Source organism: Pseudomonas kermanshahensis (genome assembly GCF_014269205.2).
GTDB lineage: Bacteria > Pseudomonadota > Gammaproteobacteria > Pseudomonadales > Pseudomonadaceae > Aquipseudomonas > Aquipseudomonas kermanshahensis.
Window position 1 is genome coordinate 2,687,638 of sequence record NZ_JABWRY020000001.1, and the last position, 14,457, is coordinate 2,702,094.

Below are 14,457 nucleotides of genomic sequence, written 5' to 3' on the forward strand. Positions count from 1 at the left end.
ATGCATAAAGAAGCGCTTATCCCCTATTTGCTGCTCCTGGGCGACAGTGCCCTGGTGCAGGGCCAGCGGCTCTGTGAATGGTGCGGCCACGCACCGGCCATCGAGGAAGAACTGGCCTTGATGAACGTCGGCCTCGACCTGGTCGGCCAAGCCCGCAACTGGCTGGACTACGCCGCCGAATTGCTCGACGACGGCCGTGACGCCGATGCCCTTGCCTACCGCCGTGACGAACGCGCCTACCGCAACCTGCTGCTGGTCGAACAACCCAATGGTGACTTCGCCGTGACCATGACCAAGCAGTTTTTATACGACGCCTGGCACTTCGCGGTACTGCAGGGCCTGGCTGCGTCCCGTGATGAGCGTATCGCCGGCATTGCTGCCAAGGCACTCAAGGAAGTCACCTACCACCTGCGTCGTTCCGGTGAGTGGGTGCAACGCCTGGGCGGCGGCACCGACGAAAGCCGTCGGCGCATGCTAGACGCCATCCCAGCGCTGTGGCGCTTCACCGTTGAACTGACCGCGGGTAGCGACAGCGAAGTTCAGCTGGCCGAAGCCGGAATCGCTGCTGACCCGGCCGCCGTCGGCGCGGCCTGGCTCAAGCAGGTAAGCGCGATTTTCGACTCGGTCGAGCTGCCGCTGCCCAAAGCCGCCAGCTATTTCTACCTGGACGGTCGCAAAGGCCTGCACACCGAGCACCTGGGGCTGTTGCTGGCCGAAATGCAGTTCCTGCCACGGGCCTACCCCGATGCGACCTGGTGAGCTGATCGCCAGCGACCTCGGCGCCCGTGCCGCCCGAGGCGACGACCTGGCCCGGGCCTGGGCGGTGCTGGAGCAGGTCATGGACCCGGAAGTGCCGGTGGTGAGCGTGGTTGACCTGGGCATTGTCCGCGACCTGGACTGGCGCGCCGGCCACCTGCACCTGGTCGTCACGCCAACCTATTCCGGTTGCCCGGCGACCGAGGTGATCGAGGCCGATATCCGTGACGCGCTGCAACAGGCCGGTTTTGCTGCCCCCGCACTGGAGCGGCGCTTGACCCCGGCCTGGAGCACCGACTGGATCAGCGACCTGGGCCGCCAACGCTTGCGCGCCTATGGCATAGCGCCGCCCGAAGGCAGCACCAGCAAGCGCAGCCTGCTCGGTGAGGCGCCCCAAGTGTGCTGCCCGCAGTGTGGCAGCGCGCATACCGAACTGCTCAGCCAGTTCGGCTCCACGGCTTGCAAGGCGCTGTACCGCTGCCGCGAGTGCCTGGAGCCATTCGACTATTTCAAATGCATTTGAGCCGTGGAGAACACCATGAGCCAGTTTCACAGCCTGACCATCAAGCAAGTACGCAACGAGACCCGCGACGCCGTGTCCATCGTCTTTGACGTACCCGAGCACCTGCAGACGCAATTCCGCTTCACCCAGGGCCAGTACCTCGTCATGCGTACCCAGCTGGATGACGAAGAAGTGCGTCGTTCCTATTCGATCTGCAGCGCCGTGCAGGACGGCGAGCTGCGTGTGGCTGTCAAGCGCGTGCCAGGCGGGCGTTTTTCGGCCTTTGCCAATGAAGTGCTCAAGGCTGGCCAGCAACTGGAGGTGATGCCGCCGTCGGGCAGCTTCTTCGTGCCGCTCGACCCCGCCCGCGAAGGCCACTACCTGGGCGTTGCCGCCGGCAGCGGCATTACGCCGATCCTGTCGATCATCGCCACCACCCTGGCAACAGAACCGCACAGCCGTTTCACCCTGCTCTACGGCAACCGCTCAAGCTCCGGTGCGCTGTTCCGCGACAAGCTCGAAGACCTGAAAAACCGTTATCTGGACCGCCTGAACCTGATTTTCGTGTTCAGCCGCGAACAGCAGGACGTCGACCTGTACAACGGCCGGATCGATGCCGACAAATGCGGCCAGCTGTTCTCCCGTTGGCTGGACGTCGCCACGCTGGACGCTGCGTTCATTTGCGGCCCTCAGGCCATGACTGAAACCGTGCGTGACAGCCTGCAGGCCAACGGCATGGCCAAGGACAGGATCCACTTCGAACTGTTCGCCGCCGCGGGCAGCGAAGCGCGCCGCGAAGCCCGTGAAGCTGCGCGCCAGATGGATTCGGCGCTCAGCCATATCACCGTGATCAGCGATGGCCGGGCGCTGAGCTTCGACCTGCCGCGCAACAGCCAGAACGTGCTGGACGCCGGCAACGCCATCGGCGCCGAACTGCCGTACTCGTGCAAGGCCGGCGTGTGCTCGACCTGCAAGTGCCGGGTGATCGAAGGCGAGGTCGAGATGGACAGCAACCATGCGCTGGAAGACTACGAAGTGGCGGCGGGGTATGTGCTGTCGTGCCAGACCTACCCGGTGAGCGACAAAGTGGTGCTCGACTTCGACCAGCTCTGATACCTGGCCCGCGTAGAGGCCCTAAGCACCACCGCAACACCTGTGTGACCTCAAAAACAACTACAACACCAAGAGATCGCTTGCCATGACCCCCGAACGCATAGAAAGCATCGCCAACCACCCCGACTTCCAGCACCTGGTCCGGCGCAAACGTCGCCTCAACGGCACCCTGACCCTGGCCATGCTGGTGATCTACTACGGCTTCGTCCTGTTGGTGGCGTTCTCCCCCAGCACCCTCGGCCAATCGCTCAGCGGTGGCGTGACCACCGTTGGCATGCTGGTGGGCGTGCTCATGGTGCTGCTGTCGTTCGCCCTCACCGGCATCTACGTGCACCGCGCCAACAACGTGCTCGACCCGCTGAACGACAAGGTCAAGCAGGAGTGCGCGCAATGAACTGGACTGCCATTTCGATGTTCATGGTGTTTGTCTGCTTCACCCTGCTGGTAACCCGCTGGGCCGCACTGCGGACCCGCTCGGCGAGTGACTTCTACACCGCTGGCGGCGGCCTGACCGGCATGCAGAACGGCTTGGCGATCGCTGGCGACATGATCAGCGCCGCGTCCTTCCTGGGCATCTCGGCCATGATGTTCATGAACGGCTACGACGGCTTGCTCTACGCCCTGGGCGTACTGGCCGGCTGGCCAATCATCCTGTTCCTGATCGCCGAACGCCTGCGCAACCTGGGCAAGTACACGTTTGCCGACGTCGTGTCCTACCGCCTGGCGCAAACCCCAGTCCGCCTGACCTCGGCATTCGGCACCTTGGTCGTCGCGCTGATGTACCTGGTGGCCCAGATGGTAGGGGCCGGCAAGCTGATCGAGCTGTTGTTCGGCATCAGCTACCTGTACGCGGTGATGCTGGTCGGGGTGCTGATGGTCGCCTACGTGACCTTCGGCGGCATGCTGGCAACCACCTGGGTGCAGATCATCAAGGCCGTGATGCTGCTGTCCGGCACCAGCTTCATGGCGTTCATGGTGCTCAAACACTTTGGTTTCAGCACCGAAGCGATGTTTGCCAGCGCCGTGGCCGTGCATGCCAAGGGCCAGGCGATCATGGCGCCGGGTGGCTTGCTGTCGAACCCGATCGATGCGATTTCCCTGGGGCTGGGCATGATGTTCGGCACTGCCGGCCTGCCGCATATCCTGATGCGTTTCTTCACCGTCAGCGATGCCAAGGAAGCGCGCAAGAGTGTGTTCTACGCCACCGGTTTCATCGGCTACTTCTACTTGCTGCTGATCGTCATCGGCTTTGGCGCCATCGTCATGGTCGGCACCGAGCCGTCCTACCGCGATGCGGCAGGCGCGATCATCGGCGGCGGCAACATGGTCGCGGTGCACTTGGCCCAGGCAGTGGGTGGCAACCTGTTCCTGGGTTTCATCTCTGCCGTGGCCTTCGCCACCATTCTTGCGGTAGTGGCGGGCCTTGCGTTGTCCGGCGCTTCGGCGGTTTCCCACGACCTCTATGCCTGCGTGGTACGCAAAGGCCAGGCCACTGAACAGGAAGAAATGCGTGTCTCACGTATCGCCACCCTGGTGATCGGCTTGCTGGCAGTGGTGCTGGGGTTGGTGTTCGAGTCGCAGAACATCGCCTTCCTCTCAGGCCTGGTACTGGCCGTGGCTGCATCGGTCAACTTCCCGGTGCTGCTGCTCTCGATGTTCTGGAAGGGCCTGACCACCCGTGGTGCAGTGTGCGGCAGCATGGCCGGTTTGCTCTCGGCCGTGGTGCTGGTGGTACTCGGCCCGGCAGTGTGGGTCAACGTGCTGCACAACGAACAGGCGCTGTTCCCTTACAGCAACCCGGCGCTGTTCTCGATGAGCCTGGCGTTTTTCGGCGCCTGGGTGTTCTCGGTCACCGACACCTCCGCGCGTGCCAGCGAGGAGCGTGGTCGCTACCTGGCGCAGTTCATTCGCTCCATGACCGGTATCGGCGCTGCCGGCGCCAGCAAGCACTGATTTCGAGAATAACCATGTCGGGTACAACAACAATGAACCGCACTCGCTTCTCTTCTGCCGCTTGGCTTGCCACGCTCGCCCTGCCCTTGCCGGCTATGGCCGACTTCGTCAGCGACAGCCATGCACGCCTGGAACTGCGCAACCACTACATCAACCGCGATTTCCGCCAGAGCAATGCTCCGCAGGCCAAGGCCGAGGAATGGGGCCAAGGCTTTACCGCCCGCGTGGAGTCCGGTTTTACCGAAGGCCCGGTGGGCTTCGGCGTTGACGCCATGGGCCAACTGGGTCTCAAGCTTGACTCCAGCCGCGACCGCCGCAACACCGGCTTGCTGCCCTTTGGCCCGAACAGCCACGAGCCTGTCGATGACTACAGCGAGCTGGGCCTGACCGGTAAAGCACGGGTTTCCAAGAGCACCCTGCGCCTGGGCACCCTGCAGCCGATCCTGCCGGTGGTGGTGTACAACGACACCCGTCTGTTGTCTTCCACGTTCCAGGGCGGCCTGCTGACCAGCCAGGAACTCAATGGCCTCACCGTCAACGCCGGGCGCCTCACCAAGGCCAACCTGCGCGATTCGTCCGGCCGCGACGACATGGGCTACGGCGCAGCCAGCAGCGACCACCTGGATTTCGGCGGCGGCAGCTACGCCATCACCCCGCAGACCAGCGTCAGCTATTACTACGCCAAGCTCGAAGACATCTACCGCCAGCAGTTCGTCGGCCTGGTCGATACCCGCCCACTGGGCGAAGGCCTGAGCCTGCGCAGCGACCTGCGCTATTTCGACAGCCGTAACGACGGCGCCGAACGCGCCGGCAACATCGACAACCGTAACTTCAACGCCATGTTCACCCTCGGCGTCAGGGCGCACAAGTTCACCGCCACCTGGCAACAGATGTCCGGCGACAGCGCCTTCCCCTTCGTCAACGGCGGCGACCCGTTCACGGTCAACCTGGTGACCTACAACACCTTCACCCGCGCCGGGCTCGATTCCTGGCAGGTGCGCTACGACTACGACTTCGTCGCCATGGGCATCCCGGGTCTGAGTTTCATGACCCGCTACACCGACGGCCGCCACGCCGAGACCGCCACGGTCAGCAACGGCCGTGAGCGCGAACGCGACACCGACCTCACCTACGTCATCCAGAGCGGCCCGTTCAAAGACGTCAGCCTGCGCTGGCGCAACGTCACCTTCCGTTCCGGCAATGGCCTGACCAATGCCGTGGACGAGAACCGCCTGATCATCGGCTACACCTTGGCGCTGTGGTAATAGCGCCCTTCCCCCATTAGAACAGCATGGAGAACAGCATGTCTGACGCCCCAACCCTGCAAAGCTTCATTGCCGGTCGCTGGATCGGCCAGCACGGCGCCCAGGCCCTGCGCAGCGCCTTGAACGGTCACGTTCTGGCCTACAGCCATGAAGAGCGCCCGGATTTCGCCGAAGCCGTGGACTTTGCCCGCGCCCGTGGCCTGGCCGCACTCATGGCCATGGACTTCCAACAGCGCGCCGCCCGCCTCAAGGCCCTGGCCTTGTACCTGGCCGAGCGCAAAGAGCAGCTTTACGCCTTGTCCCACCACAGTGGCGCCACCCGCGCCGACAGCTGGATCGACATCGAAGGCGGTAACGCCACACTGTTCGCCTATGCCGGCATCGGCAGCCGCGAACTGCCCTCCGGCAACCTGGTGCACGAAGGCCCTGCAATACCGCTGGGCAAGCAAGGCCACTTTGCTGGCAGCCATATCCTGGTGCCGCGTGCTGGGGTCGCCGTGCACATCAATGCGTTCAACTTCCCGATCTGGGGCATGCTCGAGAAGTTTGCCCCGACCTTCCTGGCCGGCATGCCGTGCATCATCAAGCCCGCTACCTCGACCAGTTACCTGACTGAAGCCGTGGTGCGCCTGATGAACGCGTCGGGCCTATTGCCCGACGGCAGCTTGCAGTTGGTGATCGGCAGCACCTGCGACCTGCTCGACCGCTTGCAGGGGCAAGATGTAGTGACCTTTACTGGCTCCGCCGATACCGCCGCCAAACTCCGCGTGACGCCGAACCTGATCCGCAACTCGGTACCGTTCACCGCCGAAGCGGATTCGCTGAACTGCGCGATTCTCGGCCCGGACGTGACCCCGGACAGCGAAGAGTTTGACCTGTACATCAAGGAGGTGGTCCGCGAAATGACCACCAAAGCCGGGCAAAAATGCACCGCCATCCGCCGCGCCATCGTCCCAGCCAAGCATATCGATGTCGTCGCTACCCGCCTGCGCGAGCGCCTGAGCAAGGTGGTGGTGGGCGACCCTTCAGTGGAAGGCGTGCGCATGGGCGCCCTGGCCTCGCATGACCAGCAGCGCGACGTCGGCGAGCGTGTACGCAGCCTGCTGCAGAGCTGCGACCAGCTGTTCGGCGCCAGTGACGGTTTCGCGCCGCGTGGTGAGGGTGTTGCCGAGGGCGCGTTCTTTGCGCCGACCCTGCTCCAGGCCCGCGACCCGCATGCTGAAGGCGGTGCGCACGATATCGAAGCGTTCGGGCCGGTCAGCACGCTGATGGCCTACGATGACCTTGACGAAGCCCTGGCCCTGGCTGCCCGCGGCAAGGGCAGCCTGGTGGCGACCCTGGTCACTGCCGACCGCGCCGTTGCCGCCAAAGCCATCCCCGTGGCGGCTGCCTGGCACGGCCGCCTGCTGGTGCTGGACCGCGAAGCCGCGCTGGAATCCACTGGGCATGGCTCGCCGCTGCCGCAACTCAAGCACGGCGGCCCCGGCCGCGCGGGTGGCGGTGAAGAGCTGGGCGGCCTGCGCGCAGTCAAGCACTACCTCCAGCGTGCGGCCGTACAAGGCTCACCGAGCATGCTCACGGCGGTAACGGGCGAGTACGTGCGCGGCGCAGAAGTGATCGAGAGCGAAGTGCACCCGTTCCGTCGCTACTTCCAGGACTTGCGTATCGGCGAGTCGCTGTTAACCCACCGCCGTACGGTGACCGAGGCAGACCTGGTCAACTTCGGCTGCTTGTCGGGTGACCACTTCTACATGCACTTCGACGAGATCGCCGCCAAGGAATCGCAGTTTGGCAAGCGTATCGCCCATGGCTACTTCGTGCTGTCGGCAGCAGCGGGCCTGTTTGTATCCCCTGGCGCCGGCCCGGTGCTGGCCAACTACGGCCTGGATACCCTGCGCTTCATCAACCCCGTAGGCATTGGCGACACGATCCAGGCCCGCCTGACCTGCAAGCGCAAGATCGACCAGGGCAAGGCTAGCCCGTTGGGGCAGCCGCAAGGCGTGGTGGCGTGGGACGTTGAGGTTACCAACCAGCTGGGGGAGCTGGTGGCCAGCTATGACATTCTGACCTTGGTATTGAAGAAGGTTGACTGAGTAGCCTACCTGCCAAACGATGGGCTGCCTCGCAGCCCATCGCTCATTCATTCATCAACCCACCACGGCTGGGTCACCCACCGATTGATTGGGCTTGCTCCCGGAAATACGCCAGCTCACGGCGGTAATCCCATACCGTTCGGCCATTGGCCTGCTGACTTTCTTGATCTTTTCCCGCCCGAATTTCGGAATGATGCCGATGCCCGCATCACAGCTGGCCCAATGCCAGGCCTCGGCATTGTCCAACCGTTCCAGGCGGATGATGAAACTGCGCGGTTGGCCATGCAGTTGGTAGTCGATGATGTACAGCTGTGGACCAGGCATCGCAGGGGCCTCCTCTTCTCCATGGATGACCTTTTGATTGATCTGGGCAGTGCCAGAAAATTCAAAAAATTTGCCAACCTAGGACAATCGTTACGATCGCCGTCCGCCGCCATGGCTGTTCTGGCCACCCTTGCGGCCGGCCTCAGCGGCGCGTTCACGGTCATTGGCGAAGTTGCCACCCGACACCTTGCCGCCTTTGTGCCCGGCCCGGGAGGCTTTCTCCCGGTCGTTGGCAAAATTGCCCGAGTTGGTTTCCTTGGTGCCGCCGCGCTGGCTGGTACGTTCTTGATCACGCGCCATGTCGTATCTCCTTGCGATGGAAAGGTTGCTGGGCCGTACCTTGATTCCGAGCCAGCAAATACGGGCAATGCTCAATCGAATTGCACACGGCTGACGGGTGGTGCCAAACGCCACCAGGCCAAATGCTTGCGTGGCGGCATTAGGCATGCACGCTCCACTGGGTGGAATCGGACTCGATCGGCAGTTCGTCGATGGCATGGATCAGCCCGCTCTCCAGTGCTTCCTCCGGCCCCAGTATCCGCGGGTAGGCCATCAGGTAACGGGGCACGTCCAGCACTTCGGAACTGCCTTGGGTTCGCTCTGCCACGATTTGAGCGTACAGCCGTAGGTCGTAATCCAGGCTCATGGCGTATTCGGCCATCCTGGCGTGGTCGACCGAACCGTGCAGCGTCCAATGGAAAGGGTGAAACAAGAACTTGCTGAACGCGCAGGCGGTGCGATGCTCGCCCGCCAGAAACAGGATGTTACCCATGGATTCCACCGTCCCCAGGTTGTGGGTATGCAGCGGAATCGGCAGCGCCCGCAGGAAGTTGTACAAAGTAAACCCGTAGCTGCACTCCCCGCCCATGGTCGCGATGTTCAGTTGCAGCAGCTGTGCGCCCTGCTGCATGGCGCGCGAACAGGTGTTGATCAGGTTGCCGCAGGTGGATGAGTTGATCGGCCCGGTGAAATGGATGATGTGTCTGGCCATGGTTGCCTCCAGGGTTGGCGGTTCATGCCGGTGAATGGCCAATCCGTCATGGGGTGTAGTCGTCTTTTGCACCCGCTATGCGGTGGAGACGCCAACCGCGGCAAAGTTCAACTCTGCGTGCATTCCCCGTTGGTCAACCGTGCTGAACCTCACGGCCGCGCATCAGTCGCACTTTCAGAGCGACCTCTCAAAAAGCTGGCAATGAGGAAGGCAGCGTGAGCGAGATCCGTATTGGTATATCAGGTTGGCGCTATGGCCCTTGGCGCAAGGATTTCTACCCCAAAGGGCTGCGCCAGGACAGTGAACTCGCGTTCGCCTCGCGGGCAGTCAACAGCATCGAGATCAATGGCTCGTTCTACAGCCTGCAGACGCCTGAACGGTATCTGGGGTGGCGTGAGGAGACGCCGGACGGCTTTGTATTCTCGGTAAAGGCACCGCGCTACATCACCCATGTACGGCGGCTCAAGGACATCGAAGCGCCGGTGGCCAATTTCTTTGCTTCCGGGCCTTTGTTACTGGGCGACAAGCTGGGTCCGTTTCTGTGGCAGTTCCCACCCAACATGAAGTTCGACGAAGCACGCTTTGCACAGTTTCTGGCGCTGCTGCCGCGTAACCGAAAAGCGGCGCGCGAATGCGCACAAGGGTGTGACGAGCGGCTCAAGGGCAATGGCGGCACCGAAATCAGAGGCAACGCACGCTTGCGCCACGCCGTAGAAATCCGCCACGAGAGCTTTCTGTGCGAAGCCTTCGTGAAGCTGTTGCGCAAACACCGCGTGGCATTGGTCGTGGCTGACAGTGCAGGGAAATGGCCCTATGTCGAAGATGTCACGGCCGATTTCGTCTACATGCGCCTGCACGGTGATGTGGAGCTCTACAGCAGTGGCTACACGGCGCAGGCCTTGCGCCGCTGGAAACAGCGCATTCTGCGATGGAGCCAAGGCAGCCAGGCAGACGACGCACACACCGTGCTACCCGGCGCACCGCCCAAGCGTGCCACGCGTGATATCTACTGCTACTTCGACAACGACCAGAAGGTCCACGCGCCCTACGATGCCCGGCGCCTTTTGGAGAAGTTGAAGCTGGACTATGACCTGCTCACCGAACCCGGTGTCGAGCCGGAGGTTGAGCTATGAACAAGACCTTGCCCACACCGCGTTGCATCATCGACAACGTCACCACGGTGCAAACGCTGACCGTGCTGACCCTCAACGTGCACAAGGGTTTCACCCCCTTCAACCGGCGTTTCATCCTGCCTGAGCTGCGCGAGGCCGTGCGCGCCACGGGCGCCGACCTGGTGTTTCTGCAGGAAGTGCACGGCAGCCACCAGCAGCATGCCGAGCGCCACGCAGCCTGGCCGGAAACGCCGCAGTACGAGTTTCTGGCCGACAGCATGTGGCCGCAGTTCGCCTATGGTCGTAACGCTGTGTACCCCCATGGCGACCACGGCAATGCCTTGCTGTCGAAATTCCCCATCAGCCAGTTCGACAACCGGGATGTATCCATCGACGGCAATGAGCAGCGTGGCCTGCTCCATTGCCGCCTAGAGGTGCCTGGGCATAAAGAGGTGCATGCAGTGTGCGTGCACCTGGGCCTGCGAGAATCACACCGCCAGCGCCAGGTACGCCTGTTGCTGGAGCTGCTCGACAGCTTGCCGCCCGATGCGCCGGTGATCATTGCCGGCGATTTCAATGACTGGCGCCTAAAAGCGGATGTGGCGCTGTCCGAACACTTGGTTGAAGCCTTTGGCGAGCGTTTCGGCACCCCGGCGCGCAGTTTTCCAGCGCGCTTGCCGCTGTTGCGGCTTGACCGCATCTACCTGCGCAATGCCATGCCGAGCAAGGCGCAGGTGCTGTCGAAGTACCCATGGTCGCACCTTTCCGACCATGCCCCCCTCACTGCGGAGATCAGCCTATGAACCGACCTTGGCTAGAGGGCAACAGCGTGCAGCTGTTGATCAACGGCGAAGAGTATTACCCGCGCGTGTTTGAAGCGATGGCCCAGGCGCGGGAGGAAATCCTGCTGGAGACGTTCATCATCTTCGATGACAAGGTCGGCCAGCAGTTGCAGCAGGTGCTGATAGACGCCGCGCAGCGCGGCGTGCGCGTCGAAGTGGCGGTCGATGGTTACGGCACTGCCGACCTGCCCGACACGTTCATCTCGGCCATGACCGAAGCCGGCGTCAACTTTCATGCCTTCGACCCGCAGCCCCGGCTGGTGGGCATGCGCACCAACCTGTTCCGCCGCCTGCACCGCAAGATCGTGGTCATCGATGGGCAGCGCGCGTTCATCGGCGGTATCAACTACAGTGCCGATCACCTGGGCGACTACGGCTCCATGGCCAAGCAGGACTATGCCGTGGAGGTTACCGGCCCGGTGGTCGCGCAGGTGCATGCCACCAGCCGTCGCCTGATGTCCCCCGTGCTGCAGCCACCCAGTGAGGTGCGTCCTGTCACCGAGCCCACCGGGGCTATCACTGCCCTGCTGGTCGAGCGCGACAATGGCCAGCGCAGAACGGCCATCGAAGCCCAGTACCTGCAAGCCTTCCGCGCTGCCCGGCAGCGTATCGTGGTGGCCAATGCCTATTTCTTTCCGGGTTACCGGTTGCTGCGGGAGCTGCGCAACGCGGCGAGGCGTGGGGTGGATGTGACCTTAATATTGCAAGGCCAGCCAGACATGCGCTGGGTGCGGGCCTTGTCCCGGCTGTTGTACAACTATCTTCTGCGCGATGGTGTGCACATTCACGAGTACTGCAGCCGGCCTTTGCATGGCAAGGTCGCGCTGGTCGATGACCAGTGGGCCACTGTCGGCTCGAGCAATCTCGACCCCTTGAGCCTGTCGTTGAACCTTGAAGCCAACCTGTTCATCCGCGATCACGGCTTCAACCAACAATTGCATCAGCACCTGCAGTCGCTGGCCAGCGAAGAGTGCAAGGCCGTCACCTTGGAGCGGATGGTTCGCGGTTACTGGTGGCGTGCGCCGCTGATTTTCCTGTGCTTCCACGCCATACGTCACTTTCCGCGCATTGCCGGCTGGTTCCCGGCGCACCGCCAGCGCCTGCGCTCGGTGCAGCCGGAGGTAGAAGCCCACGGCGATATGCATGAGGGCCAGACGTGATGGCGCGTAAACGTTGGCAAATCTGGGCCAAGCGCCTGTTCACCTTGCTCTTCCTTTTGTTGATTCCAGCCTTGCTGTTCATGCTGGCGCGCAACCTGGACTGGGACGAGGTGCGCCAGTCGCTGCTGGCCTACAAGCCTGGCACTCTGGCGATCGGGTTGGCGGTTGCGCTGTTCAGCTACCTGACGTTTGCCAGCTACGACCTGCTGGCGCGTGCCTATACAGGCCACAACCTGCCTGCCAGGCAGGTGTTGCCTGTGGCATTCGTCTGTTATGCCTTCAACCTCAACTTCACCACCTGGGTGGGCGGCGTCGCGTTGCGTTATCGGCTGTACGGCCGGCTAGGTCTGGATACCGCGACGATCACCCGCATCCTGACCCTTGGCTTACTCACCAACTGGATGGGCTACATGTTGTTGGCGGGTACGGTATTCGCCCTGCGCCTGGTGGACCTGCCGGACAGTTGGGCAGTCGGGGCAACGGGGTTGCAACTGATCGGGTTTGGCTTGCTGGCAATCGCCATCGGCTACTTGCTGGCCTGCGGCTTTGCGAAAAAACGCACCTGGCAATGGCGTGATCACGAAGTCACCTTGCCTGGCTGGCGTCTGGCGCTGGCCCAGGTTGCCCTTGGCGCCAGCAACTGGGCGTTGATGGCCTTGCTGATCTTCTGGTTGCTGCCTGGCGAAGCCTTCTACCCATCGATCCTCGGGATACTGCTGATCAGTTGCGTGGCCGGCGTGGTTGCGCACATCCCGGCCGGGCTTGGCGTGCTTGAGACGGTGTTTCTGGCGTTGCTGCATGGCCAGATGCAACAGGGTACGCTGGTAGCAGCATTGCTGGGGTATCGCACGCTGTATTACCTGCTTCCGCTGCTGTTGGCAGTCATCACGTACCTGATTCTGGAGAAACGCGCCAAGGCCATGCGCCAGCGTGATAATCCGGCCTAGCGCTCTACAGGGCATCGGCGCGGGGAATTGGGGCTGCTGCGCAGCCCATCGCCGGCAAGCCAGCTCCTACAAGGAATCTCGCTCTCCTGTAGGAGCTGGCTTGCCGGCGATGGGCCGCGCAGCGGCCCCGATCAATTAGGACTTATCTTCCTCATCAACCACATCATCGGTCCACGGCTCACCGTCCAATGGCGCCGAACGCGCCAGTTCAGCCTCATCCAGCCCAAAACCACCGCCAATCTCGTTAGCATTGACTTGCCGCAACGACTGGTCTGCCGGCCCTTCGCCGTCACCCTCTTCAAACGGGTCGCGAGCACCGGTCTCGTCCAGCAAGGTATCCGGGCTCATGTCGTCATAGGTGACGTTGTCTTCGTGCAGGCTGTCGCTCAACGCTTCGCCGCCGGTCATGCCACTTTCGGCGACGCGCTGTGGTGGAAACTCATGCTCGTCTTCACGGGCAGGTCGTTCGTCGCCCACCCGCCCTTCGCGTTCGTCGTGACGGTCACTGAAGTCCAGCTCATGGACACTGCCCATGCGGTCTTCGGTGTCGTCGATTTCGGTAGGTGTGTAAGGCTTGGGTTCATCGGGGCGAGACATGTGCGTACTCCGTCAGTGGGCTATACACGGTCGACTGCGCCCACCACGGGAAAATTCAGAGTTTTTACGCCGGGGGCTGGGCCGCTTGTTGCGCACGGTGCAGTTCGTTGGTCAGGTGCAGCCGCATCGCTGCCCGGGCGGCATCGGCGTCCTGGTGCGCGAGTGCAGCATAAATCTGCTCGCGCTCACGCACCTGTTGTGCGCGTTGCTGTTGGGTAACGTTGCTCTGCGCGCCACGCATCAGGGTATCGGCCAGGTGGCGCATGGCATCGATAAAGAAGCTGTTGCCGGTGCACAGGGCAATTTGCAGGTGAAACTCGAATACGATGCGCGTGCTGTCCTGGTGCAACGGCCCCACAGCATTGGCTTCGCCCAGGGCGTCGGCAATGGCCTGCAACTGGCTTGACGTAGCACGCTGCGCAGCAAGCGCAGCGCACTCCACCTCCAGGCTCAAGCGCAATTCGATGAGCGCCACCGCATCGAGGGCGCTGCCCTTCTCGTGCTGGCTGTCCTGAAAGTCGCCTGGCCGGGTGGTGTCGACCACGAACGTGCCGATGCCTCGGCGGGTCTCGACCAGGCCCTCTGCCTGCAGCCGCGACATCGCTTCGCGAACCACGGTACGGCTGACCTTGCGCGCCTCGGTAAAGGCTTGTTCGGTCGGCAACTTGGTGCCCGCCGGTAGCTCGCCGGCCAGTATGCTACGTGACAGTTCAAGCACCAGTTGCTGGGCCAGGCTGACACGTCGTTCAGGGTTGACACGCTCCATCAGAGGATCCATTCAAAAACCAGACGATGAACGATT

The 14,457-nt window shown here is 62.7% G+C and carries 15 protein-coding genes and 1 pseudogene; 11 read left to right on the top strand and 5 right to left on the bottom strand.

All coding sequences use genetic code 11. The annotated features are described in order from the left end of the window. The 7 genes from paaC (at position 1) to paaZ (ending at position 7,682) form a co-directional block, all read left to right on the top strand. Positions 1–759: a 1,2-phenylacetyl-CoA epoxidase subunit PaaC gene (gene paaC, locus HU764_RS12350; RefSeq protein WP_027593243.1), complete on the top strand. Its 759-nt coding sequence runs from the start codon at positions 1–3 to the stop codon at positions 757–759. Beyond that, positions 746–1,279 (top strand): 1,2-phenylacetyl-CoA epoxidase subunit PaaD, encoded by a 534-nt coding sequence (paaD, locus tag HU764_RS12355; RefSeq protein WP_186702865.1) that lies wholly within the window; start codon positions 746–748, stop codon positions 1,277–1,279. Before paaC ends, paaD begins: the two co-directional genes overlap by 14 nt. 15 nt (positions 1,280–1,294) lie before the next feature. Further along, positions 1,295–2,371 (top strand): 1,2-phenylacetyl-CoA epoxidase subunit PaaE, encoded by a 1,077-nt coding sequence (paaE, locus tag HU764_RS12360; RefSeq protein WP_186702866.1) that lies wholly within the window; start codon positions 1,295–1,297, stop codon positions 2,369–2,371. 85 nt (positions 2,372–2,456) lie between these two features. Further along, positions 2,457–2,765 (top strand): DUF485 domain-containing protein, encoded by a 309-nt coding sequence (locus HU764_RS12365; protein WP_027593240.1) that lies wholly within the window; start codon positions 2,457–2,459, stop codon positions 2,763–2,765. Beyond that, a complete protein-coding gene (locus HU764_RS12370) occupies positions 2,762–4,324 on the top strand; it encodes a cation acetate symporter (RefSeq protein WP_099429343.1) in 1,563 nt (520 codons plus the stop codon). The genes HU764_RS12365 and HU764_RS12370 overlap by 4 nt, the downstream gene beginning before the upstream one ends. Positions 4,325–4,356: 32 nt before the next feature. After that, on the top strand, positions 4,357–5,589 hold the full coding sequence (locus HU764_RS12375) for an OprD family porin (protein WP_186681532.1): 1,233 nt from the start codon (positions 4,357–4,359) through the stop codon (positions 5,587–5,589). A 38-nt stretch (positions 5,590–5,627) separates the two neighbouring features. Beyond that, positions 5,628–7,682: a phenylacetic acid degradation bifunctional protein PaaZ gene (gene paaZ / locus HU764_RS12380; RefSeq protein ID WP_186702867.1), complete on the top strand. Its 2,055-nt coding sequence runs from the start codon at positions 5,628–5,630 to the stop codon at positions 7,680–7,682. A gap of 54 nt (positions 7,683–7,736) precedes the next feature. Here the strand turns inward: paaZ and HU764_RS12385 are convergent, their stop codons facing one another. From HU764_RS12385 to HU764_RS12395, 3 genes and pseudogenes are all read right to left on the bottom strand, one after another. Then, the gene (locus HU764_RS12385; protein ID WP_027593236.1) at positions 7,737–8,006 is read right to left on the bottom strand and encodes a DUF6555 family protein; all 270 of its coding nucleotides are present in this window, start codon (positions 8,004–8,006) and stop codon (positions 7,737–7,739) included. A 90-nt stretch (positions 8,007–8,096) separates the two neighbouring features. Continuing rightward, a pseudogene (locus HU764_RS12390) lies at positions 8,097–8,252 on the bottom strand (con-10 family general stress protein); the annotation flags it as partial. A gap of 193 nt (positions 8,253–8,445) precedes the next feature. Next, entirely contained in the window at positions 8,446–8,997 is a 552-nt protein-coding gene (locus HU764_RS12395) for an ATP-dependent Clp protease proteolytic subunit (protein WP_186681536.1), read from the bottom strand. Between the two features lie 215 nt (positions 8,998–9,212). Between HU764_RS12395 and HU764_RS12400 the strand changes: the two genes are divergently transcribed. Genes HU764_RS12400 through HU764_RS12415 form a run of 4 tightly spaced genes read left to right on the top strand, consistent with a single transcriptional unit; the run spans position 9,213 to position 13,058 of the window. Beyond that, positions 9,213–10,130, top strand: coding sequence for a DUF72 domain-containing protein (locus HU764_RS12400; RefSeq protein WP_186681538.1), 918 nt, complete (start codon positions 9,213–9,215; stop codon positions 10,128–10,130). After that, positions 10,127–10,912 carry an endonuclease/exonuclease/phosphatase family protein gene (locus HU764_RS12405; RefSeq protein ID WP_186681540.1) on the top strand — a complete coding sequence of 262 codons (786 nt, stop codon included), beginning with the start codon at positions 10,127–10,129 and terminating at the stop codon, positions 10,910–10,912. Before HU764_RS12400 ends, HU764_RS12405 begins: the two co-directional genes overlap by 4 nt. After that, positions 10,909–12,111: a cardiolipin synthase ClsB gene (gene clsB, locus HU764_RS12410; RefSeq protein ID WP_186702868.1), complete on the top strand. Its 1,203-nt coding sequence runs from the start codon at positions 10,909–10,911 to the stop codon at positions 12,109–12,111. Before HU764_RS12405 ends, clsB begins: the two co-directional genes overlap by 4 nt. Continuing rightward, positions 12,111–13,058: a lysylphosphatidylglycerol synthase domain-containing protein gene (locus HU764_RS12415; protein ID WP_186681544.1), complete on the top strand. Its 948-nt coding sequence runs from the start codon at positions 12,111–12,113 to the stop codon at positions 13,056–13,058. Before clsB ends, HU764_RS12415 begins: the two co-directional genes overlap by 1 nt. Before the next feature lie 135 nt (positions 13,059–13,193). On the opposite strand, the gene HU764_RS12420 is transcribed toward HU764_RS12415, so the two are convergent. After that, the gene (locus tag HU764_RS12420) at positions 13,194–13,655 is read right to left on the bottom strand and encodes a phosphotransferase system, HPr-related protein (RefSeq protein ID WP_099454129.1); all 462 of its coding nucleotides are present in this window, start codon (positions 13,653–13,655) and stop codon (positions 13,194–13,196) included. A 64-nt stretch (positions 13,656–13,719) separates the two neighbouring features. Further along, entirely contained in the window at positions 13,720–14,421 is a 702-nt protein-coding gene (locus tag HU764_RS12425; RefSeq protein WP_085272843.1) for a FadR/GntR family transcriptional regulator, read from the bottom strand. Between the last annotated feature and the right edge of the window lie 36 nt (positions 14,422–14,457).

What these genes read in the sequence shown, in the direction of transcription:
- HU764_RS12375 (WP_186681532.1), top strand. Translation starts at nt 4,357, where the DNA reads ATGAACCGCACTCGCTTCTCTTCTGCCGCTTGGCTTGCCACGCTCGCC.
- paaD (WP_186702865.1), top strand. Translation starts at nt 746, where the DNA reads ATGCGACCTGGTGAGCTGATCGCCAGCGACCTCGGCGCCCGTGCCGCC.
- HU764_RS12365 (WP_027593240.1), top strand. Translation starts at nt 2,457, where the DNA reads ATGACCCCCGAACGCATAGAAAGCATCGCCAACCACCCCGACTTCCAG.
- paaC (WP_027593243.1), top strand. Translation starts at nt 1, where the DNA reads ATGCATAAAGAAGCGCTTATCCCCTATTTGCTGCTCCTGGGCGACAGT.
- HU764_RS12405 (WP_186681540.1), top strand. Translation starts at nt 10,127, where the DNA reads ATGAACAAGACCTTGCCCACACCGCGTTGCATCATCGACAACGTCACC.
- HU764_RS12395 (WP_186681536.1), bottom strand. Translation starts at nt 8,997, where the DNA reads ATGGCCAGACACATCATCCATTTCACCGGGCCGATCAACTCATCCACC.
- HU764_RS12420 (WP_099454129.1), bottom strand. Translation starts at nt 13,655, where the DNA reads ATGTCTCGCCCCGATGAACCCAAGCCTTACACACCTACCGAAATCGAC.
- HU764_RS12385 (WP_027593236.1), bottom strand. Translation starts at nt 8,006, where the DNA reads ATGCCTGGTCCACAGCTGTACATCATCGACTACCAACTGCATGGCCAA.
- HU764_RS12425 (WP_085272843.1), bottom strand. Translation starts at nt 14,421, where the DNA reads ATGGAGCGTGTCAACCCTGAACGACGTGTCAGCCTGGCCCAGCAACTG.
- HU764_RS12415 (WP_186681544.1), top strand. Translation starts at nt 12,111, where the DNA reads ATGGCGCGTAAACGTTGGCAAATCTGGGCCAAGCGCCTGTTCACCTTG.
- clsB (WP_186702868.1), top strand. Translation starts at nt 10,909, where the DNA reads ATGAACCGACCTTGGCTAGAGGGCAACAGCGTGCAGCTGTTGATCAAC.
- HU764_RS12370 (WP_099429343.1), top strand. Translation starts at nt 2,762, where the DNA reads ATGAACTGGACTGCCATTTCGATGTTCATGGTGTTTGTCTGCTTCACC.
- paaZ (WP_186702867.1), top strand. Translation starts at nt 5,628, where the DNA reads ATGTCTGACGCCCCAACCCTGCAAAGCTTCATTGCCGGTCGCTGGATC.
- paaE (WP_186702866.1), top strand. Translation starts at nt 1,295, where the DNA reads ATGAGCCAGTTTCACAGCCTGACCATCAAGCAAGTACGCAACGAGACC.